The organism is Paenibacillus tundrae, assembly GCF_030812775.1.
Classification (GTDB): Bacteria; Bacillota; Bacilli; order Paenibacillales; family Paenibacillaceae; genus Paenibacillus; species Paenibacillus tundrae_A.
Map to the genome: position 1 here is coordinate 102,956 of NZ_JAUSTI010000016.1, position 22,040 is coordinate 124,995.

General features: G+C 44.5%; 21 protein-coding genes and 1 rRNA gene. 4 read left to right on the plus strand and 18 right to left on the minus strand.

Annotated elements, in window-relative coordinates:
* Nucleotides 1-108: 108 nt before the first annotated feature.
* The gene (locus J2T19_RS22755) at nt 109-2,436 is read right to left on the minus strand and encodes a heavy metal translocating P-type ATPase (protein ID WP_307219869.1); all 2,328 of its coding nucleotides are present in this window, start codon (nt 2,434-2,436) and stop codon (nt 109-111) included.
* Between the two features lie 481 nt (nt 2,437-2,917).
* Here J2T19_RS22755 and J2T19_RS22760 point away from each other — a divergent pair, with 481 nt between their 5' ends.
* Nucleotides 2,918-3,289 carry an ArsR/SmtB family transcription factor gene (locus tag J2T19_RS22760; protein ID WP_307219871.1) on the plus strand — a complete coding sequence of 124 codons (372 nt, stop codon included), beginning with the start codon at nt 2,918-2,920 and terminating at the stop codon, nt 3,287-3,289.
* Between the two features lie 314 nt (nt 3,290-3,603).
* On the opposite strand, the gene J2T19_RS22765 is transcribed toward J2T19_RS22760, so the two are convergent.
* From J2T19_RS22765 to J2T19_RS22810, 10 genes are all read right to left on the minus strand, one after another.
* Complete coding sequence (locus tag J2T19_RS22765; protein WP_307219873.1) at nt 3,604-4,764, minus strand: AI-2E family transporter; 1,161 nt, start codon at nt 4,762-4,764, stop codon at nt 3,604-3,606.
* 301 nt (nt 4,765-5,065) lie between these two features.
* On the minus strand, nt 5,066-6,100 hold the full coding sequence (locus J2T19_RS22770) for an LLM class flavin-dependent oxidoreductase (RefSeq protein WP_307219875.1): 1,035 nt from the start codon (nt 6,098-6,100) through the stop codon (nt 5,066-5,068).
* A gap of 155 nt (nt 6,101-6,255) precedes the next feature.
* Nucleotides 6,256-6,567: an ArsR/SmtB family transcription factor gene (locus tag J2T19_RS22775; protein ID WP_056697254.1), complete on the minus strand. Its 312-nt coding sequence runs from the start codon at nt 6,565-6,567 to the stop codon at nt 6,256-6,258.
* A 104-nt stretch (nt 6,568-6,671) separates the two neighbouring features.
* Nucleotides 6,672-7,253: an NAD(P)H-dependent oxidoreductase gene (locus tag J2T19_RS22780; RefSeq protein WP_307219879.1), complete on the minus strand. Its 582-nt coding sequence runs from the start codon at nt 7,251-7,253 to the stop codon at nt 6,672-6,674.
* A gap of 166 nt (nt 7,254-7,419) precedes the next feature.
* On the minus strand, nt 7,420-7,842 hold the full coding sequence (locus J2T19_RS22785) for a MarR family winged helix-turn-helix transcriptional regulator (RefSeq protein ID WP_307219881.1): 423 nt from the start codon (nt 7,840-7,842) through the stop codon (nt 7,420-7,422).
* A gap of 239 nt (nt 7,843-8,081) precedes the next feature.
* Nucleotides 8,082-8,735 carry an NAD(P)H-dependent oxidoreductase gene (locus tag J2T19_RS22790; protein WP_307219907.1) on the minus strand — a complete coding sequence of 218 codons (654 nt, stop codon included), beginning with the start codon at nt 8,733-8,735 and terminating at the stop codon, nt 8,082-8,084.
* A gap of 485 nt (nt 8,736-9,220) precedes the next feature.
* Nucleotides 9,221-9,679, minus strand: coding sequence for a 2-thiouracil desulfurase family protein (locus tag J2T19_RS22795; RefSeq protein WP_307219882.1), 459 nt, complete (start codon nt 9,677-9,679; stop codon nt 9,221-9,223).
* Between the two features lie 57 nt (nt 9,680-9,736).
* Nucleotides 9,737-11,089 (minus strand): hypothetical protein, encoded by a 1,353-nt coding sequence (locus J2T19_RS22800; protein WP_307219884.1) that lies wholly within the window; start codon nt 11,087-11,089, stop codon nt 9,737-9,739.
* Nucleotides 11,086-11,667: an RNA polymerase sigma factor gene (locus J2T19_RS22805; protein ID WP_307219886.1), complete on the minus strand. Its 582-nt coding sequence runs from the start codon at nt 11,665-11,667 to the stop codon at nt 11,086-11,088. Before J2T19_RS22805 ends, J2T19_RS22800 begins: the two co-directional genes overlap by 4 nt.
* 167 nt (nt 11,668-11,834) lie before the next feature.
* Nucleotides 11,835-12,569 (minus strand): class I SAM-dependent methyltransferase, encoded by a 735-nt coding sequence (locus J2T19_RS22810; RefSeq protein WP_307219889.1) that lies wholly within the window; start codon nt 12,567-12,569, stop codon nt 11,835-11,837.
* 165 nt (nt 12,570-12,734) lie between these two features.
* On the opposite strand from J2T19_RS22810, the gene J2T19_RS22815 reads away from it, so the two are divergent.
* The gene (locus J2T19_RS22815) at nt 12,735-14,093 is read left to right on the plus strand and encodes an MATE family efflux transporter (RefSeq protein ID WP_307219891.1); all 1,359 of its coding nucleotides are present in this window, start codon (nt 12,735-12,737) and stop codon (nt 14,091-14,093) included.
* A gap of 81 nt (nt 14,094-14,174) precedes the next feature.
* On the opposite strand, the gene J2T19_RS22820 is transcribed toward J2T19_RS22815, so the two are convergent.
* The 4 genes from J2T19_RS22820 to J2T19_RS22835 form a co-directional block, all read right to left on the minus strand.
* Entirely contained in the window at nt 14,175-14,483 is a 309-nt protein-coding gene (locus tag J2T19_RS22820) for a family 1 glycosylhydrolase (protein ID WP_307219909.1), read from the minus strand.
* Nucleotides 14,484-14,700: 217 nt separating this feature from the next.
* The gene (locus J2T19_RS22825; RefSeq protein ID WP_307219893.1) at nt 14,701-15,519 is read right to left on the minus strand and encodes a carbohydrate ABC transporter permease; all 819 of its coding nucleotides are present in this window, start codon (nt 15,517-15,519) and stop codon (nt 14,701-14,703) included.
* On the minus strand, nt 15,519-16,412 hold the full coding sequence (locus tag J2T19_RS22830) for a carbohydrate ABC transporter permease (protein WP_056697277.1): 894 nt from the start codon (nt 16,410-16,412) through the stop codon (nt 15,519-15,521). Before J2T19_RS22830 ends, J2T19_RS22825 begins: the two co-directional genes overlap by 1 nt.
* Nucleotides 16,413-16,572: 160 nt before the next feature.
* Entirely contained in the window at nt 16,573-17,916 is a 1,344-nt protein-coding gene (locus J2T19_RS22835; RefSeq protein ID WP_307219895.1) for an ABC transporter substrate-binding protein, read from the minus strand.
* A gap of 510 nt (nt 17,917-18,426) precedes the next feature.
* Between J2T19_RS22835 and J2T19_RS22840 the strand changes: the two genes are divergently transcribed.
* Nucleotides 18,427-19,455 carry a LacI family DNA-binding transcriptional regulator gene (locus tag J2T19_RS22840; protein WP_307219897.1) on the plus strand — a complete coding sequence of 343 codons (1,029 nt, stop codon included), beginning with the start codon at nt 18,427-18,429 and terminating at the stop codon, nt 19,453-19,455.
* A 452-nt stretch (nt 19,456-19,907) separates the two neighbouring features.
* Here the strand turns inward: J2T19_RS22840 and J2T19_RS22845 are convergent, their stop codons facing one another.
* Together J2T19_RS22845 and J2T19_RS22850 are read right to left on the minus strand one after the other, a co-directional pair.
* Nucleotides 19,908-20,123 carry a hypothetical protein gene (locus J2T19_RS22845; RefSeq protein ID WP_307219911.1) on the minus strand — a complete coding sequence of 72 codons (216 nt, stop codon included), beginning with the start codon at nt 20,121-20,123 and terminating at the stop codon, nt 19,908-19,910.
* Complete coding sequence (locus J2T19_RS22850) at nt 20,075-20,308, minus strand: RNA polymerase sigma factor (protein WP_307219899.1); 234 nt, start codon at nt 20,306-20,308, stop codon at nt 20,075-20,077. The genes J2T19_RS22845 and J2T19_RS22850 overlap by 49 nt, the downstream gene beginning before the upstream one ends.
* A gap of 622 nt (nt 20,309-20,930) precedes the next feature.
* Here J2T19_RS22850 and J2T19_RS22855 point away from each other — a divergent pair.
* Nucleotides 20,931-21,653, plus strand: a complete 723-nt coding sequence (locus J2T19_RS22855; protein WP_307219901.1) for a phosphodiester glycosidase family protein — start codon at nt 20,931-20,933, stop codon at nt 21,651-21,653.
* A 294-nt stretch (nt 21,654-21,947) separates the two neighbouring features.
* Here J2T19_RS22855 and rrf read toward each other — a convergent pair.
* Nucleotides 21,948-22,040 (minus strand): 5S ribosomal RNA (rrf, locus tag J2T19_RS22860); the annotation flags it as partial.

The following is a 22,040-nucleotide window of genomic DNA, read 5'->3' on the forward strand; positions in this document are numbered from 1 at the left end:
TTCCCCTTTCTTCTGTTGAGCTTCCTAATCATAAATGACCACGACCTATTAAAACAAAAAAACGGCTCTACGTATATACGAAGAGCCGCCATGAAGCGTTTCGAAAACTTAGCTTTCCTGTACTCGCAGTACCCGCATAGCATTGAGGACAGCAAGAACCGTAACACCTACATCCGAGAATACCGCTTCCCACATGGTCGCAATTCCAAATACACCGAGCAACAGAAAGATGGCTTTGACACCAAGGGCAAATCCGATATTTTGCCATACAATAGCGCGAGTTCGCTTGGCAATGCGGATTGCACCAGCAATCTTGGACGGTTCATCCGTCATAATCACAACGTCTGCAGCCTCAATCGCCGCATCCGAACCGAGTCCCCCCATTGCTACACCTACATCAGCCCTGGCAAGTACCGGTGTATCATTGATCCCATCACCGACAAAGATCATTTTCTCCTTCGGTGACTTGGCTGCTTCCAGCTTCTCCAATTGCTCGACTTTGTGCTGAGGTAACAATTCCGCGTAGACCTCATCCACACCAAGATCATGCCCGACGGCTTCACCGACTGCCTTCGCGTCCCCAGTGAGCATGACCGTTTTGCGAATACCCAGCTTACGCAGTGCTCGGATTGCATCTGCCGCATCATCTTTCACTTCATCAGCGATAATCAGGTGTCCTGCGTACGTTCCTGCCTCAGCAATGTGAACGACAGTACCCACCGTTTGCGGAGCAGTATAGGAGATATTCGCCTGCTGCATCAGCTTGGCATTGCCTGCCAGTACTTCGCTTCCATCCACCCTAACCTTGATACCATGCCCGGCAACCTCATCGTACCCGTCCACGCCTTCGGTTGGAATCTCTCGTCCCCATGCAGCGCGAATCGATTCTGCAATGGGATGATTGGACTGAGCTTCTGCAATAGCAGCTAGCCGCATAAGCTCCTCTTCCGTACGCCCATCCTCTGGACGAATAGCTGTGACTTTAAACACACCTTTGGTTAGCGTGCCCGTTTTATCAAAAACAACAACTTTTACATCGTTCAATGCTTCAAGATAGTTGCTGCCTTTCACCAGGATACCATTACGAGAAGCCGCTCCAATACCGCCGAAGAATCCAAGCGGGATCGACACCACAAGCGCACAAGGACAGGAGATCACCAGGAAGACCAATGCCCGGTAGATCCAATCTGCAAAGGTAGCACCACTAAGGAACAGAGGCGGAACGAATGCAATCAGCGCAGCCAAAATCACAACAACCGGTGTATAATACCGAGCGAATTTACTTATAAAATGTTCCGTTTTGGCTTTGCGACTGCTGGCATTCTGCACAAGATCAAGAATTTTGGAAACCGCCGATTCCCCAAATGTTTTGGTCACTTCAATTGTCAGCAATCCATTTTTGTTCACAAACCCGCTGAGTACATCATTTCCAGGCTCCAATTCCCGCGGTACGGATTCACCCGTTAGAGCTGACGTATCCACCATCGAATGCCCCGCCCTCACGATGCCATCCAGCGGAACTCTCTCTCCTGCTTTTACAAGGATACGATCTCCAATTCGAACCTCTTCAGGAGATACTCGCTTCGTCTCATCCCCTGTTCCAGTAAGGATGTGAGCATAATCTGGACGAATGTCCATCAGTGACTGAATTGACTTCCGCGAACGGTTAACCGCCATGCCCTGGAACAGCTCACCAAGCTGATAGAAGAGCATTACTGCGACCCCTTCTGGATATTCACCAATGGCAAAAGCTCCAATTGTCGCAACGGACATCAGGAAGTATTCATCGAATACCTGACCACGTATAATATTCTTACCTGCTTGGAGAACGATATCTCCTCCTGCAATCAAATACGCAACGATGAATAACGCAAGCTGCGCCCACCCTTCTAAAGGAGACCAGATTGCAGCCGCCATGAGAACCGAACCTGCTGCAAGCCTAGCGAGTAGCACTTTGGTCTGCCCAGCTCCATGCTCATGAGAATGACCTGCATGAGCATGACCTTCGTGACCATGCTGGTACTCTGCGTGGGTATCGTGGTTATGATCGTGGTTATGAGTATGACTATGGTGGCTATGCTCATGAACGTGACCACTGCCTGCAGTTGAATGCCCATGGTCATGATCGTGCCCATGACCATGACCGTGATGTTGAAGTGCGCCTGCTGTAGATCGACCAGAGATAGACGGTTTGCCTTTTTCCGAGATACGAATATGCGGCTCTAATCGCAGGACTTTACGTTTCGCTTCCTCCACAATTTGGTCATCTATATCTGATGTTGTGTGCAACGATAATGTTTTGGTTACAAAATTAACAGAGCATTCGGTAATGCCACTAATTTTTTTGACACCATTCTCAATCTTCAACGCACAGTTCGCACAATCTAACCCATCTAGCAACAGTTCCCTCTTCACCTGTTCTGATCCAGTTCCCATGTGAATTCTCCCCTTTGCAGTTGCGAAGCCATATCAGTTCAATTAAAGCATGCTTACACTCACCACTCCGATGTCAGAATAACCTTCCGATCGCTGTTATCCCCAGATTTTTTTGATTCCCTTCTTCAAAGGGAAAATCCGGTGATAGCCTATGCTTCCGACGTAGCTTTCTTTCAGAAAGCTTTCAGCCGAACGCTCCGCTTCTTCATGTTATTTCTGTCCTCTCCGTTCTCGTGTAAAAAATTTGTTTGAACTTATATAGCTCAAATAATTCTTTTAATATAATGTATGAGTAATCATTCATATGTTCATTTATCCTCATTATATGCATGCCTAAATACAAGTGTCAACATTCGTTATTGATTTTCCAAACAAAATATGCTAATAGTAATCATTTCGCTTTAGACGATTTTTGGATATAATAGGCGTATATCGTATAACAAGTTATCCAGTGTTGATTGAATATAGGCGGTGATAGGTAATGGAACAACCGGTTAAAGCTGTATCCGAATGCGACGTCGCCTGCTCAGGTACCGAGGCAGATGTGCAGGCCATCCGTACATCTCTAATAGATCGGGAGACTTCTTCCGAAATGGCAGATTGGTTCAAGGCATTCAGTGATCCAACACGTCTACGTATTATTGATGCTCTGTTGCAAAAGGAATTATGTGTGCATGATCTAACGGTGTTGCTTGATATGGGACAATCGGCCATCTCGCATCAGTTGCGGTCACTACGTAATATGCGCATTGTGAAGCGCCGCAAAGAGGGCAAGACGGTGTATTATTCCCTGGATGATACACATATTGAGCAGATCTTCCTGCAAACGCTCCAGCATATTAAGCATGGCTAGGTATAGCTAGCCTGCTGAACAAACAAGAACCCCCGTCCATCGGCAGGAAGCCGACAGGCGGGGGTTCTTGTTCATAAGGGCAACGTTTTATAGGCACCCCTCGTAATCAAAAGCGGACTTTTTGAACTACCTCTACAATAGATGTTCAAAAAGGACGGTTTTCAGTACCAAGAAGATAGGATAAAGTTAGAAATGGAGTAGCGGAGCGTAGGCAAACCTACGTGAGCAACGGACATTTCAGCTGAATCCTATATTCGACGCTGAGATGCCGTCAGTCATCCTTCGTAATCAAAAGCGTCCTTTTTGAACTACCTCTACAATAGGTTGTTTTTGTTCGGGTCATATAGACCTGTACTGCTCTTGAACCAATTGAAGATGTGGGAAATACATACTTTCAGGACGGCGTAACCCGGTACAGCTAGCAGAATGCCCAAAAAGCCAAAGAGATTACCTGAGGTCAGGATAACAAAGATAATGGTGATTGGGTGAATTTTCAGTGTTTTCCCCATGATCTGTGGCGAGATGAACTTGCCTTCGATCAGTTGCACGATCGTCCAGACAGCAATCATTTTGAGTAGCATGATTGGTGAGGTAACGAGTGCTACAATCAACGCTGGTGTAATGGCGATAGCAGGACCGAGGTACGGGACAACACTGGTGAATGAAGCAATAATAGCCAGAATCAATGCATAGTCCAGTCCAATGATCATGTAACCAATATAGAGCAGAACACCGATGCAGAAGCTGACGATGATCTGTCCACGAATGAACGAGCTGATCTGATGGTTGATATCCTCAAGCACATGCATCGCACCAGTACGACTCTTGATCGGTAAGAAGGACAGAATTTTCGCCGGAAGCTTCTTGCCGTCCTTAAGCAGGTAGAACAGAATGAACGGAACTGTCACAATGGACAGCACAGTCTCCGTGAATACCCCTAAGAAATCTCCAATTCCCGTCCACGTGTGATTCAGAATTTCCGTAGCCCGCGCAGAGAGTGTAGCCCATAGATCTTCGAAATTAAAATTGATTGTTTCTTGAACCTGGTTGAACATTTCACTTCCCGTAAGCTGCACAAACTTCTCTTGCACCGCTGTGCTATATGCTGGGAAGTTCGCAATTAAGCCCATAATCTGATTACGCAATACAGGAATAACGGCAAGCACTACAACGGTCAGAATGCCACCTATAGCGAGATACAGAATCAATATTGACCAGCCGCGCTTAATTTTCCACCTTTCCATCACATCGACCAATGGATTCAGCAGATAGTACAATACTCCAGACAAAATGATAGGTAATACAATGGTTTTGATCAACACTGCAATGGGATGAAAGACAAACGATATCTTCGTCATCACCATAACGTTCAATCCGACCAGTAACAGAATCAATAGGAATAGGACAAACTTATTATTCAAGAAAAATCGTTTGAATCGATCCGGCCAAATTCGGGGTTGTTCCGGTTGTTCCATAGACTTGTCTTCCTTTCTTCTATTGCTGATGTACGCTAAACTCCGTACAAGCCAACTTATGTATGACACTCCCGATTTATACGTATCGACCCAATCTGTCGTTTCATAAATGATCGGTATTCTCATTTTACCCGAAATATAGACTTCTGCCCCAGAGCGTGCTTTGCAATTAATCCCAAAAAAGACTCGCCTCAGATGAGACGAGCCTTTGATCAAAAACTAAAGTATACGTTAACAGAACCGCCTCAACTTAAACGTTAAGGTTGTTCTTTGTTTTATCTAATATCCATAATTGATGGCTTTAAGCTTTTCCAGCTAATTGTGCGATCAACTCATATGAATGCAAGCGTGCTTGATGATCATAGATCATGGATGTGATGATAAGTTCATCTGCTTGGGTCTGCGCGATAAATGACTCCAGTTGCCCACGCACTGTTTCAGGAGAACCATTAACGGCTGCTTTTAACGTTTGTTCTACACCCGCTCGTTCACGATCTGTCCATTTGCCTTCCATATCAGCTGGTGGCTGTACCAGTCCAGTCGTGCCACGGATAATGTTCAGGAATTGCTGTTGCATCGTGGTCCCTAACCATGCGGCTTCTTCGTCCGTATCCGCAACCACCGCATTCACACCCACAATGACATGAGGTTCTTGTAGCAGATCGGATGGTTGGAAGTTGTTCCGGTACGTTTCAAGGGCAATTCGTGTGTAATCCGGCGAGAAATGGCTGGCAAAAGCAAACGGCAACCCCAGTTGTCCTGCTAGTCTGGCACTGAAATCACTGGAACCAAGCAAGTAAATCGGAATATTCAGCCCTTCCCCTGGCACTGCACGAACCGGAGCATGATATGAAGTAGCTGAAGCATCAAAGTAAGCTCTAAGCTCTGCTAACAATTCAGGGAAGTCCTCCCCACTGTTCAGGTCTTTGCGAAGAGCCAGCGATGTGCGGCGATCACTTCCTGGTGCACGTCCTAACCCTAAGTCAATCCGCCCCGGATAAAGGGATTCCAACGTGCCAAACTGCTCGGCAATCACGAGTGGAGCATGGTTAGGGAGCATAATGCCACCAGAACCTAAGCGAATCGTCGATGTTCCACTCGCCAGATATCCAATAACGACCGAGGTCGCAGAAGACGCGATGCCTGGCATATTATGATGCTCTGCTACCCAGTACCGATGGTAACCCCAGCGTTCAGCATGCTGCGCCAGATCCAAACTGTTACGAAGAGCATCGGCAGGGGTTGACCCTACCACGACTGGAGCCAAATCTAATATAGATAACTTAACGTCTGTAATCCGTTCTTTATGAGATGATGCTTGGTGTTCAGTAGTCATGATGAGAATGTACTCCTTTTGAATTATATTTTTGTATATCCAGATATATAGATTAATAAAACGATAAAAATGGATTAGTTCACTCCTGATTAGCCGTATACTTCGGACGGAATACCCGTTGCAGTTGCATTCTTGCTTCCGTCCTCGCGCACGGCTTATAACTCATGCTGCACATAATCGGCAAACTGACGAATGATTTCTTCATTGCGGCGATAATATGTCCACTGTCCCCTGCGCTCTGAGAGCAGCAATCCGGCTTTGAGCATGGTCAGTAAGTAGCTGGATATGACCGATTGAGCAAGTCCAGCCTTCATCTGAATCGTACCGACGCAGATGCCATTCTTCCCTCCATCCGGATGCTGGGATAATTCCAGCGGCGAAAAGTGTTGCTCCGGGTTTTTGAGCCACAACAAAATTTGTCTACGTGTCTCGTTGGACAAAGCTTTAAATATGAGTATAGGTTCCATGGGTACGATTATACCCCCTTTCTGCTGTTTTGCAAATGATTGAACAAACAGACCGACTCGTCTAATCACGAATCAGCCTGATATATAAGGAGCTTGGCGAACAATTAAAATTTAGTGCTAACGGTCTGTTTCACTTGCTCCAACATGGCCTCGTAAGCTGCAGTTTCCAGATAACCAATGCTTCCGAACAGCAGGTGATCCACAGCTTCGATGCCAACAAAGTCGAAAATCCCTACATCAGAAGTAACCTTCAATCCAGCCGTCATGCCAATCTGATCGTACACCTCGCTTGGCGTACCGTGTGTATTGATGATCAGTCCTTTTTTGCCAGTCAGTAATTTCTCGATCCCTGCTTCACCTGCGACATAAGCGAATCCATAAGCGAATACACGGTCAACGTAACCTTTCAGGATGGCTGGAAGACCTGTCCACCAGATCGGGTAAATAAATGTAATGGCTTCGGCATCAGCAACATATTTCTGCTCTGTTGCGATATCTTCTGGCGTCTGTCCTGCACGCATTGAAGCCGTGTCTGCTTCAGTAAGTACGGGTTGGAAGCCCAGTTTGTACAAGTCTCGAACCACAACCTCATGCCCTTGTGCTTCAAGCGCCTCAACAGCCGTATTCAAGATCGCGTTATTCAAACTACCTTCGTGTGGATGTGCATATACGATAAGATGTTTCATTCAAAATTCCTCCAATTTAAATTAGTTTACATACTTAAATACTCATATAGTTAAAGAAATCTCGTGTAACCACTGTTCATCTACAGCTTCCGTGCACGGATGGACACATATACATAGACATCTATGCTTGTATGCAAAAAAATAGGTTGCATCCATCCGCAAATGATTACATCTTGCGGATGATGCTAGACAACAGGAGCTCCAATTGCTCTGCCTGTTCATCCGACAGACCAGAGTATATCATCTCATTGATCTGTTTGGACACCTGGTTGAACACTGGCTCAAGCTTCCGTCCTTGCTCTGTCAGGCGAATCATCGTTACACGGCTATCCTCTGCAGTCTTACTCCGCTCGACATATCCCAGCTTCTCTAGCTTGTTCACCAGCACAGTCACCGTGGGTTGTGTGCGCTGAACTCGCTCAGCCAGCATCTTAATGGATAGCGCATCTTCACGGTAGAGAAACATCAAGACATCACCATGCGAAGGGACAATGCCTGTTACCTCATGCTGTTCTAATTCATGCACGATTCGTTTATTAACGTGATCCCTGATTCGTGCGATCATTGCAATTGCATTATATTTTGGCATGAGCTTATTATACATAGATGTCTATGTATTTGCAAATAGAATATTTGATATGGGGCTAATTTGGGTAATAACCGCACATTTCTTGCACTATACACAAACGAGCTTCTGTATCCCCTCGCAGGTTCCTACAGAAGCTCGATGTACAGCGCATATATGATGCAGAAATAGGTACGTTATCATTCATAGATACAGACATGACTATGTATCCAGTCTATCTAAATCAAGATCGTTTTATAGCATTATTCAATCCAATGTGTAATGGTATCCAATGACTTTCTTGTCTTCTCCCGTGCTGGATCTTCCTTGCGATAGCCAAATGCAGCCATCACCGAAATGTTCCATGCTCCATTTTCCAACAATCCTGCATCCGCCAGAATTTGGTGCACCTTCTCATAGTCATAACCTTCAATCGGACATGAGTCAATTCCAATCAGTGCCGCAGCAGTCATCATGTTCCCAAGTGCAATATACGTTTGTTTGGACGCCCAATCAAACAATGTGCGCGGTGTTTCGAACAACCGTTGGTTATTCTGGAATTTCCCAAAGGCTGCGCTGGTTAGCTCGAATACATCATCAGGCATGCCTTTGATCTCCTTCAGCATGTATTCTGCATATGGGGAATTGTAACCTGCATCCGTGCGAGCCAGAATAACCATAAAGTGGCTTGCTGTAGCTAATTGCTTCTGAGCTCCGGAAGACACCTCGGATAACCGCTGACGCAGAGCTGGATTCTGCACGATTAAGAACTTCCACGGTTCAAATCCAATAGAGCTTGGAGATAAACGCCCCGTCTCTAGAATATATTCGAAATCCTCTGCTGGAATGGCACGTGTAGCATCAAATTGTTTTGTTGCATGACGAAAATGATAAGCCTTTAATACGTTTTCCTTCATGTTTTCTTTGTTTGAATGTTCCACAACAATCCACATCCTTTTCTCTACTTTGTTCATTATCCCCTAATCCATATATATTGAACTAAAGAATATTTACACTTGCCACTCCGATGACAGAACAACCTTCCGATCACTGTTACCCCCAGATTTTTCTGATTCCCTTTTCCAAAGGGAAAATCCGGGGATAGCATATGCTTCCGATGTAGCTTTCTGTAGAAAGCTTTCAGCCGAAGCGTATGCTTTCGAAGTAGCTTTCTTACAGAAAGCTTTTAGCTTCGCTTCTCCATGTTATTTCTGTCCTCTCCGTTTTCGTGTAAATGTTTAGTTCAATTGATATAGCTATAATCTTGGGACTTGGAACTCTAGGTACTATTCTAGTGTTAATGTTCCAAAATAGAAAGTACGCACAATCTTGTTGCTTAGTTATAAAAAGTAAGTATAGTTATGGTTATGGGTTCGCTGCTTGGATTGAGACGCTTCATTAACTACAGCAATGCCATAAACTCATTTTCCGAAATTACTTTGAATCCTTCTTGCCTGAGAAGTGCCGACGTAACCCCTCCTCCAGCTACCTTGTGATTGTCAAAGCTACCATCGTAGATCATCTGTGTACCACATGACGGACTGTACTCCTTGAGCACAACACAGCTTACCGCCAGTTTCCTCGCCCACTCGAGCGTCTCATAGGCGCCCTTAATGTATAGATCCGTTACATCTCTGCCACCTTTCTCGATAACCTTAACTGTGCCATTCAGCACATCCTTACCTGTTCCACCGATAATCTCTGCGGCCTCTCGTGGTGTAACGAAACCACCCAGTAGTTCTGGACAGACCATTTTGGCTTGATCCTGCTCCACAAGCTCCCGAATGCTCTCATCCAAACTTGCTGTACCGTTGTATCGACATGCTACCCCAGCAAGACATGAACTCACCAAATATCTCATCTTCTTAACTCCTTCTTCTCGTCCCATGAACTATGAAGAAGATTGTATCATATCCCATTACCTTGAGCCGTTCTCTTCATGCTGGATTCTCTCGATCATCGTAATGCGTGCATCGTGAGTGTATCGAATCTGAATTTCATCCTTCGTTCCCGATGGTTCTTCTAAATCTGTAGTGGCTTCTGAACCTGTTGTACCTTCTGAATCTGTAGTACCTTCTGGGTCTCCATTACCTTCTGATCTGAATGAGGCCATACCCAGGTTGCTAGAATCTCGATAAAATGTGTAGTCATCGAGATCAATATTAAATATTTGTTTGACCATTGGTGCTGCATGTTGTCTGATCATCTCTTCTTCTACACCCAACAATTCCTCAATATAGTTCTCGTGATCTTCCATGGTCTTCAGCTCAGGCATGTACTGACCATAATCCACTACCGCATACTGAGTGCCTGATTTTCCTTGGGTACTTCGTACCAAATAATGCTCGCCAAATGTCATACTAATAGATTCTTCAGACTGATCATCGTCTCGCGAATAGGATACTTCTTGAAGTGATAACGCTGACTCACCAGATACGGCCTCGATGGCCTCTTGGGCAGTCTGCAACATCTCAGTTGTTACTCGTTCTGTATCTAACTTCAGATCCCCCGAAACGTAAACAGCCTGATCCTGCTTCCACCGGATCGAACCATAGGAATGATCATTTTGCAACGTTAGCGATGTATTCATTGTGGGCATTTCTTCACCTTTTTTCATTATCGCGCTCCGCAGCACCCGTACAGGCTTCATACTACTGTCACTGCCGATATCCGCCAATAATCTTGGGATCTGGCGTACGAATCGATGCTCCAGCCGATCCCCCGGAATCTCACCTCTCATATTCAGCTCAACCAAGTCTCCCGTCTCTCCATCCAGCCACATCTGAGCATAATCTGTTTCTAGCTCCTGCCCTGCCTCGACGTAGACCCACCCAGTAATTGGACCCTTCTTCGCTAAAGTCACTTGGATTTGCTTGCCAAGGTAGTCTCTCATCGTTATCGCAACCGTTCTTTTCATCTTGTCCGTTAGCAAGCTCATGCTAGGATCATCTGACAACTGTAACGACGCTGTAGGATAAAATCGCTCAACCACAGGTTCAACGATCTGCCCATTCCAGAGAATAAATGCAACAGCTAACGCGGCAACCACGACTCCACCGATAACCGAACCTGAACGAAGACGACGTTTACGTGGATTCATGCGACCATGTGATATACGCTCAGGAGGGTGTAATGCACCCGTCTGTTTCGGAGTTGTCTGACTCCAAGACACCTGTCGGAGTACATGCTGTTTATGTTTCTCTGTAAAAGGAGACTCCGCAAATGGCTCCTTTTGGATTTCTTTTTCCCAATCGTCATTCGGATGTTTCATGATTCGCTTCGCTCCTCCCATTGCTTTTGTACTTTGGCTTTCCCACGTGACAACCTAGACTTCACTGTACCTGTGCTAATCCGCAGCATTTCTGCAATTTCATTGGTATGAAGCTCATACTTGAGATGCAGCAGCAGAATCTCCCTGAATTTATCCGACAGAGCCATCACGATATCCCAGATCTCATGTACATGCTCCTTGCTCAGCACTTCGGCTTCAGCGGATGGATGTGCATACGTATCAGGGATCATTTCCCGGCCTGTTGAATACTCTTGTTCTGTCTGAATCGATAAGGTCTCTCCCCATAAACTGCTGCGAAAAAATCTCGATTTGCGGTATGTAAATGTCGTATTTCTTGTGATTGTCAGTAGCCATGTCTTTAATGAGCTTTCCCCGCGAAAGTGGGCAATCCCGGAGTACACTCTTATAAATACTTCCTGTGACACTTCATCTGCCAGCTCCGTGCTTTTGGTCAGAAAGTACACATAATTCCACACATCATTACCATAGTCATCCATCATGTGACTTAACGTGTCATTGTCGATCGTCTGGGCATGTGCCAGAAATTGATAGTCCAACTGTTGTTCACCTCACTTAATAAGACTGAGCCCAATGTAGTTTGGTTCCCAGTAACCTAAATTTTTCCTTAATCCATCCATTCAAGCTGCCTTCGATATCAAAACAAACCCAAATAGCATGCCCAGATATTCTGAACATGCTGCATGCCAATCACCTTAGAAGCCAGCTATACCTTGCTTGCTGCAATCATGAGAAACATCGGGCGACGAAGCTCATCCCGCATACCCGGAACTTGCTCTACCATATCGCTTGAAGGTTTAGATTCAGCGACCTGCTGAATGACGAATCCAGCATTAATCAGTTCATTCAGATGAGTTGCTACGGTTCGGTGATATTTCACCACATCCTGGTCTAGAAAACGCGCTACGCGTCTGCCCTCTTGCTGATAATGGTCAACTGGCCAGTGCTGAATCTCACCCTGTGCCCCATAGTGCCAATCCTGCTCAGCGCGAGCAGTGAAGATCGGGTGTTCCACGGACAGAACCAATGTCCCACCGGATTTCAGACAAGTATTGATTTTGGCATAAACTTCATCGAGTCGCTGGAGATAATGCAAAGCTAATGAACTGATGACCACATCAAATTGTTCTGGTGCAAAATGGATGTCTTCAATCGCCTGAAGGCGGTACTCAATTTTGGGATCGTCCGTCATCTGTACGGCACGCTGCAACATATTTTCAGACAGATCAATGCCTATTACAGATTTGGCTTGTTGCTGACGAGCATACCGACAATGCCACCCGAACCCACATCCAAGATCCAATACGTCTTTGTTCTTCAGATCCGGAAGCATCGTTCGAAGCTCATGCCATTCACCAGCCGCTTCTAACCCCTGCTGAGATCGAGCCATTTGACTATAATTAGCGAAAAATTCAGGTTCATCGTATTTATTTTGTTTCATCTCATCGTGCCTCCTTATATGCAGCACATACACTTTCCACTCTACCACAGGTAGAACACATAAAGAGGAAATTGCTAAACAATCGCATCCTGTGATATTATACAGAACGAACGTTCAGTATAATTAAATGCAGAATGAACATTCAGTATATTAACGGAGGTCAACATGAATACGAACTGGTCTCACCCGCTTGAGCAACAAACTGTAAGACAGGCTTTTATACGCTATCTTGTGCCCTCAATTCTCGGCATGTTAGTCGTTGGCTTCAATTTTATTATCGATGGCATTATGGTAGGCCATAAGCTCGGCTCCACGGCTCTAGCTGGAATCGGGATTGCTTCCCCAGTCTATACGTTATTTGTTGCGATGTCGCTCTGGATCGGTATGGGCGGTGCAACCCTTTATTCCACACATATGGGGGAGAAGGATCTCCTGAAGGCCAAACAGATCTTCTCCAAATCCATCACTATTATTTTACTGGCGACCCTTGTGATTGGACTTACGGCGTTTAGTTTCAAGGATGCATTGGTCTACGCCCTTGGCGCGAACGCAGAGACCTTCCCTCATGCTGCTGATTACATGAATATTATGCTGCTTTTTGGCTTTGTATTTACGATCGAAAATGCACTGAGTATTTTCGTCCGCAATGATGGTAATCCGAATACGTCAATGTATGCACAGATCACCTTTGCTGTGGCGAATATCGTCATCAATTATGTGATGTTATATATACTGGAGTGGGGTGTTCGAGGGGTCGCTCTCGGGACGATCATATCGGCTTTCCTGGCTTTACTTGTACTGTTAACTCACTTTTTCAAAAAAACAAATCATCTCACCTTCACTCGTTTCAAGTGGAACTGGAAGCTGCTGTCTGCCATTGCACTCATTGGATTCCCAAGCTTTCTAGCTGAACTCGGTATGTCCGTCTTTTCCGTTTCTCACAATGTATCGCTCGAACGAATTGCAGGAACAGATGGCGTCGCATCTTTTACCGTATTGAACTATATTCACGGGGTTGTCTTACTGGCATTTCTGGGGCTCGCCTCGGCAGCTCAGCCTCTCATCAGTTATTATCATGGTGCGAAGCAGAGAGATCGGGAAAAGCAGGCTGTGCGATTGGCAGGCTGGACGGCTGGAATATGTGGAGTTTTGCTACTGCTCATCGTGCAGGTCGGTGCCCCTTACTTTGTGCAAATCTTCGGTAATTTCAGCTCGGCTGTAACGGATAATGCAATATACGGCTTAAGAATATTTACGTTTGCCTACCTCTTCATGGGGATTAACTTTGTAATGAGCACGTACTTTCAATCGATCGGAAATGCCAAAATGGCGATCTGGATTACAGCTGCCCGCGAGATGATCATTATGGTTGCATTGATTGCACTGCTTCCCGCGTTCTTCGGCATTACGGGGATCTGGCTGGCTGTACCGCTATCTGAGCTGCTCGTGCTCATTTCAATAACGATCTATTATAGAAAACGTTCATTAGCTGAACGATTAAGCCAGTTAAGCACCCACAATTAATGTATTGATATAGGTGCAACTAAGAAAGTTTAGTTGATTTATGAAACAGGGTACGCCAAACATGACTGGCGTACCCTGTTTCTAGTGTTTATATATACGTTGTGCTACATGACAACTTAAAGTCAACTGAAAGGTTGCTGAATGCCCCCATTCGAAATTGTCCAAAAAAGACCACACAAAGTTTCCATGCAACTGTCCGCCCTCTTGAATAAACCGATGGCAAGCGACCAAGTAATCTTGAATATACTGTTGACGGCTCTCATCCTTAACGATGCCATGTTCCAACTTATCCTTCATTGCAGCACCATTCTCACTAATCAGGATGGGTAGACCTTGCGTAAAATCAAGCTGAACCCGCGTTAATAAGCGATATAAGGAATCGGGATGAATTTCCCATCTGCCCCCTCAATCTAATAAGACGACGTGGAAGTTCCCCACTTGAATACTCCCCCACTTAGCTAACGCTTGAAGTGGTAGATTCTTGCGAACAGAAAAGGTTCCTCTTCTTTTTTAGCGAGCGATCCCTGCGTTCCCGCAGTTCTATCGTCTGGTTAGGTGACGGTTAAACCGCTGCTTGTGCAATATTATGTGCGGCATTCATCTACACTTACGATTTCACGGCTCCAGCCATCGCACCACCTACAATAAAGCGTTGTAACACGACATATAAAACCACGAGTGGCAACGTTACGATCAATATCCCACATGCGAGTAATGGCCAGTTGTTCATATATTGACCATAGAACGTGAACAGTCCCTTGGTAACGGGTTGATAGCTCGGATCGGACAAATAAATCGTTGGCCCTATGATGTCATTCCATACGCCAATGGCTGTCAAAATAACACCTGTAGCCAAAATCGGCTTCATCAGTGGTACCAGAATGGTGAACAGGTATCTTGTATATCCACACCCATCCATAGCTGCCGCCTCATCCAATTCACGCGAAACCGATTTGATATAACCAACAAACATGAGGAAAGCAATGCCCGTTCCCGTCGTTTTCAACAAAATGTAGCCGGTCTGTGTGTTATAGAGACCTAAACTATTAATCAACGAAAATTGTGGGATAAGCGGATTCGGAAGATACATCGAGACTAGGAAGAAAACGTACAAGAACGTACTGAACTTCACATATCTTCTTGCCAGCGGAAATGCCGCGAATATGGATAGAATCAAGGTCAATATCGTTGATAGCCCCGTATAGAGCACGCTATTCCACATGTACTGAGAGAAGTTCCCCCGTGTCCAAGCCTCAGTAAAATTCTCTAATCGGAAACCCTGAGCGAGCGCAACCGGATCGATCAGGTATTCCGTCTGCGTTTTCATCGATACGTTGAACAGATAGAACAGAGGGAAAATATATAACGCCAGCATTAGCAGTACGATGACATAGCTGACCGTTCGAGACCATTTGCTCTGCTTCATTACATCTCCACCTCTCTTCTGCGAAGATAGAACAAGGCCACCATCGAGATAATAAATACAAACAAGAATTGGATCATCGCCACTGCGGACGCTAAACCGTAATCCGACGTTCCACTACCAAACGCTGTAGCATATACGTCAAAGGCTAGTGTAGTCGTATTGAATTTACCACCTGTGAGCACGTAGATGATGTCAAAGGTTTGCAGTGCACCGATGATCGAGAGCAACATATTGACCGTAAATGCCGGTGCAATCATGGGGAAGGTAATGTTCTTGAACGCCTTCCAGCCAGAAGCTCCATCCATATATCCCGCTTCGTACAGGTCACTTGGGATCGATTGCAGACCCGCGAGAAATATCGTCATCGAGTAGCCCATGTACATCCAGATCTGCACAAAGATAATTAATTCAAAGGCAATATTATAATCTCCGAAAAAGTTTGAACTCGTGCCGAAGAAGTTCAGTACAGACTGTGCAGGTCCACCAAGTGGATTGGCAACAAGCTGCCAGATCAGACCTGATACCGTTACCCCTAGCACAACGGGTAGGAAGAACACTGCACGATATAGATTGTCACCACGTAGCTTCTTGTTGATTAACACAGCCATGAACAATGCGACAGCATTTTGGATAATGACAACGGCAAAGGCAAAGTACAATGACCGTCCAATCGCTGCCAGCCGATCACCGGAGTTCGAAGCCCCGAAGAACGTTGCATAATTGTCTAATCCGATAAAGTTCCAGGACTGTCCCCGCACCCCCGTAGCATCGGTGAACGAGAATAGCACAGTGACAACTGATGGCCCAAAGCCAAACACAATATATAGTAATAAGGGGATACTCAAAAATAAATACGGAATAAGGCGAGCTTTTCCTTTTCCAAAGGGATACATATGACTCACACCTTTCATCTGGTGATACGATCTATTCAAATAACGCCGGAATAACAGCCCGGCTCACCCGAAGGTATTGACCCTGAGCGCTATTCCGGCGCATTCGACACAATTACCGTACCTGATGTGCTAATTCAACGTTCTAATTCGATTACTCTATTTATTTAGGCGCTGCCGCATCCCAGTCTGCCTGGGATTTTGCTGCAAGCTCCTCAGGTGTGTTAAGTGGTCCTGCTGGCTTCAACAGCTCTGCGTGTACACTGGATTCAGCAATGTACTGTCCTACATTTTGACGGTTGATGAAGAGCTGATCCCATGAGAGCTTAAAGTTGTCCAGATAAGGCTGGATTTCTTTGATGAATTCACTGGTCAGAGCAACATCAGGTTGAGTTGGCAGGAAGCCCGCTGCGTTGACAAAGTCAGTATAGTTCTGTTTCTCAGACAACATCTCAAGCCACTTCAGTGCATATTCCTTCTTCGGTGATTTCTCAACAATCATCCAAGTCATATCATATTTACCGGCCAAATCTTTGTTTTTCGCTGCATCATCACTACCTGGAATAGGGAAATATCCGAACTTCAGATTAGGATTTGCTGTTTGGATCGTCGTTGCATCCCATGTACCATCAGCGATCATTGCAACGCGTTCTGTCGCAAACAGTGTTGGCAGTGTGCCATAGTCAATTCCCATAAAACCGTTCATTGCGCTGTTCATCAGATCTTGGGACTTCTGAAGCACTTCGATCTGTACTGGATCGGTCAGCTTCGTCTCTCCTGTCCACAATCCCTGGATATAACTCAATTGATCATCATGAATGGAAGCTTGCAGTCCTTGTACCGCAAGGTTGATTGGCCATACATCTTTTCCTGCGAAGCCAAGTGGCTCTACGCCATTATCTTTAAGCACCTTAATTACATTTTGCAGCTCAGTCCACGTTGTTGGAACTTGAAGGTTATATTTAGCAAACAAGTCCTTGTTGTAGAACAAACCTGTGAATGCAACCTTACCCATGTTCACGCCATATACCTTATCGTTATACGTCATGGCATTTTGCACATCAACTTCATTGTAATTTTTCACAAATGCTTGGTCAGACAGATCAGCGATCAGCCCAGCATCGATCCATTGCTTCCACATCGGATCAGCTGCTCCTGGAGACCAGTCCTGTGGTGCTCCAACAAAGCTAGATTTCAACGGGATAATATCCGCATCCCCTGAATCACCAGCATTCATCCGCGTCTGCATCAGTTGATCATACGTTGCATCGGCTGGAACCGTTGTGTATTCAACCTTTACCTCAGGATACTTTTCTTCGAATTTCTTATTGAATTCCTTGATGTAGTTGTTAATATTCTCTTGCTGCCAGTGAATGATCTTAAGTGTGACCTTCTCCTTGCCGCCGTCCATTGACGAGCCTCCTGCCGTCTCCTCTGCATTGCTACAAGCTGCAAGAACCAAAATTAAAACGGTTACAAATGACATCATTAAAAGTTTTCTGAACATGTCTGTGTCCCCCAATGATTTTGAGATAATATTAACGAAATCAGTTTCGTTGATTACTCACTCATTATGAATGCGACTTTAAAATTTGTAAATAGTGGATTTTTGTTTTTTTCTAAAAGGAAGTAAAAACCCTTATAATATAAGGTTTTTTTTGTTAACCACTCCAAGATACATTGAATTGCAAAACCCGAAAATTCATCTAAACACCTACGATGTCATACAACATTCAGCCTTCTAACGAGGTCGTTTTTGGAGACAAACTCTGTTTTAATACTGAAAACGACATAGCAGTTTCGTAAAATACCTATAATTCTAGTGGAGTTCTATCATTTCTCTTGAATAACATAGCCATTCACATTTATAGATTTGAAGCATACGTAGAGTTTTGTCCCTTATTTATAAGGGGTAACGGTTGACTCAGCTGGCATTGTAGCATAAAATACAGGCAGGAAAGTGAAAACTTACACAACTCAATCTATCGAAACTAGTTTAGGAGCCGGAGGATGTTTAATGAATATCAAAACGATTGCCAATATAGCCGGCGTCTCTGTAGCGACAGTCTCCAAAATAATCAATAACTATTCCGATATTAGCGAAGAGACCCGTCAGCGTGTACTTAAAATTATGGATGAGAACGGGTATCGGCCTTCCTCCTCTGCCAAAACGCTGGCCACGAAGAAATCCAACCTTGTCGGTGTAGTGTTCGCCGGCAAGCTCAATGTTGATTTTAGTCATCCATTCTTCGTGCAAGTCATTAACACGTTCAAGAAGCAAATAGGCTTGCTCGGCTATGATCTGCTCTTTTTTTCTAACGAAAAGTTCCTTGATCAGGGAGAAGATTATTTAGCTAGATCCAAATATTTTCAAGTCGACGGCTGCATCATCATTGCGGGTGATGAGGTGGAAAGTAGTGTGTATGACCTGGATGCGAGTCCCATCCCCTGCATTGGTATTGACATTGAATTAACGGGACAAGGCTCTTGTTACATCATGTCCGACAACGAGAAAATCTCGCCAAAGGTCGTTGAGCATTTCTATATGAACGGGTACCGGGACATTGGCTTCATCGGTCTACAGCGTGCTTCACTCGTCATGCAGCAGCGTGAAGATGCTTTTAAGCGCTCACTAAAACAGTTTAGTCTTGATACCAAGCCTGAATGGATGGTGTACAGCAAGGATTATGCTGCTGAGGACGGCTATCAGGCTGCGAAAGAAATGCTGGCTCGTGGTGAGCTGCCTCGTGCTGTATTTGCAGCTACAGATCTACTGGCATTCGGTGCGATGCGCGCCTTCAAAGAAGCAGGGCTTCGTATTCCTGAAGACATTGCCATTGCAGGGTGTGACGATATCGAAGCTTGTCGTTATACAGATCCACCGCTGACTACAGTTAAGCAAGATACCGACAAGATCGGTCGCCTGGCCGCCATGATCCTGTTTGACCTAATGAATAAGCAGATGGACAACCAATGCATCAAAGTGGAGCCAGAGCTTGTTGTGCGCCAATCTTGTGGAGTCGCGGTTCCTGGCATTGAAGGATAGTGCACGCACTGGAAGATACAAGGCAATTAACGCCTAGCACAGGGCGCCCCACGTCATGACGAGGGTAGTTAACCATATTAACCTTTGACTAAATTAAGTTAACTGCGCCTATGTTCATATAGGGAGATTATCTTATCTTCACACATAACAAAAAAAGAAGATCATAAACACGATATACGTTTACGATCTTCTTTGGGTATTTTACGATTCCACAACGTAAGTTTTACGAGCGTGTTATCAATCCTCATCCCCACCAATCACTAATTTTTGAGGTTTTAAGTTTTAAGTTTTAAAGTTTCCAGATTTAAATTTAAAATTTCTGAATTTACCCACGCTGATCTTTACTCTCTATCCTCAATCAAGCTAGATCTCAAATTCTTTTCACTCAGGTTAGTCCACCTAGATTTTCTACTGAATTGAATTATATTTATCTCCTTAATCCTAAGTCGGGTCTACTCCTCGCTGTGAAGGAACTCAAGAAATTCAATGATGATCTCTGATGCTGCATCTTCAGGTGGCAAATAGATAAACTGACTTAATCTTCGAATGTCTGAGTTAAACAATTGGAGCAGTTCAACTGTAGCTTGGGGATCTTTATTTCTTGCAGCTGCTAACAGTTCTATGAACTTACTTTCTGAGATAACAGATTCAACATTTTTCTCTTCCATTTGTTCACCGCCTGTTGGCTTATATTCAGGTGCCTGGCTACTTCTGCCTCCGTATACCCTTCGAAATAAATTTTGTGCAGAATTTCCCTTCCATTCATAGGAAGCGTGTTAATAAGCTGTTCGATGATAATACGATCATCCACTGGTACTGTGAAACTTTGATTGAAGAGCTCACCGTCATACATTGGCAACTCCCGCTGCTTAATTTTTCTCGCCCTATACTGAACTCGCCATCCAATTCTATAAATTTCCCTCCTATATCTCTCGAAAACTGTTTGCTCATTTTGCAATGGAATAATCACTCCTTTTTGATCTTATCTCGTACACCTATAGGGTAAACCAATCAGATATTTTACAACCAAAAACAGAACATCTGTTCCTATTACTATATCATTTTTTTACAATTATTGCTCCTTAAATGATGTAATTTTATCAATTTTAACAGCTATCGTTCCTATATGCGTATCCTCTACTCCTCGCTTTTCTCCATATGTTTTGCTTATTCTTATTCAATAATGGAGGTATAATTCCGTGCGATATGTGAAGTCTATGTTTTCCAATGCCCACTTATAGAAAGAAAGCTTCTAGCTGTGCCTACTCAGATTGGTTGTTTAGCTATCATTCCACATCTGTATATATTCAGCTCCAGCACAAAAAAGCCACTCATTATGACTAGTTGGGTTACGGTCATATGATACGGTTTCAAGAAGTGATTATCTAAAAAAGTTTAAGAGCAGGATTGTAACTTCTTCTTTAAATTCCCCTATATATGCAAGGACAAAAACACAGAAAAAGGAGAGAGTTATTATGGCAAACTATGAATACTATTCTTGGAAACACATCCCGGCCGCAATCGTGGAGCAGCACGTGATTAAAACCTCACTAAGTAACATTAAATCTGAAACGGTGCTTCGGCCACTGAATAAAACATCTCATGTGGGCATTAATGGTGGGTTCTTCGAAGCAACTCAAGGCTACAACAGCCCTCCAACCGGAGGTTCCTCCATTATCTATGTCAAAGGGGAGGAGAATCAGACCGTTACCTATGAAGGTCGAACGCTGAAAAAGAACTATCTATCCAATACTTCGGTGAGTGGTAACGAGATTTCCCGTAAGACAGCTGTTTTCTATAAAGATATGAATGGCTCACTTAGAGCAACACATTTATATGTCAAAAACCTCAATGAGGTATACGCCTATTATCCAAAATCAACGGTGGAGATGGTCATTGGCGGTAATGATTACAACCTGGAGAACTGGGGTGGTTCCTCTATAAAAGGCGAGCTTGGATACTACCTATCCATTCCCAGAACGATCTTAGCCTGGAAAAACAATGATGCTTACCTCATTGCAGGACAGGGAAGCGTTCCGTTCATGCGAGACATTATGGATGATCTCGGTTTGAATGCAGTGAATTCCATCATGCTCGATGGATCGGGCTCCACCCAGATGCAAATCAATAATCCGAAACGTAATCCAGTAAATAGTAGCCGTTATGTATATAACATGATTCGCGTAATAACCCCTTAATAGCCTTGAATTCAATCCCCACTACTAAAAAGAAGTCTATAACTCATCCTTCCCCAGCTCATTGCAATATAATGCCTGAAAGGCGCCCATATTGCAATGAGTGAGGGAAATTATACAAATGCGGGCTTCTTATATTGCTAACACCAGTTCTCAGTGAGTGCAAAGCCTTTAATGTTTTCACACGTTAGCAAATTTAGAAACGGAACAATGTAAAAACAACTACGTGAAAATAAGAATAACACATGAATAAATAAAAAAAGGCACATTCGAAGTTAATCGAATGTGCCTTTTGTTGCTTGGCGGCGTCCTACTCTCCCAGGACCCTGCGGTCCAAGTACCATCGGCGCTAGAGGGCTTAACGGTCGTGTTCGGGATGGGTACGTGTGG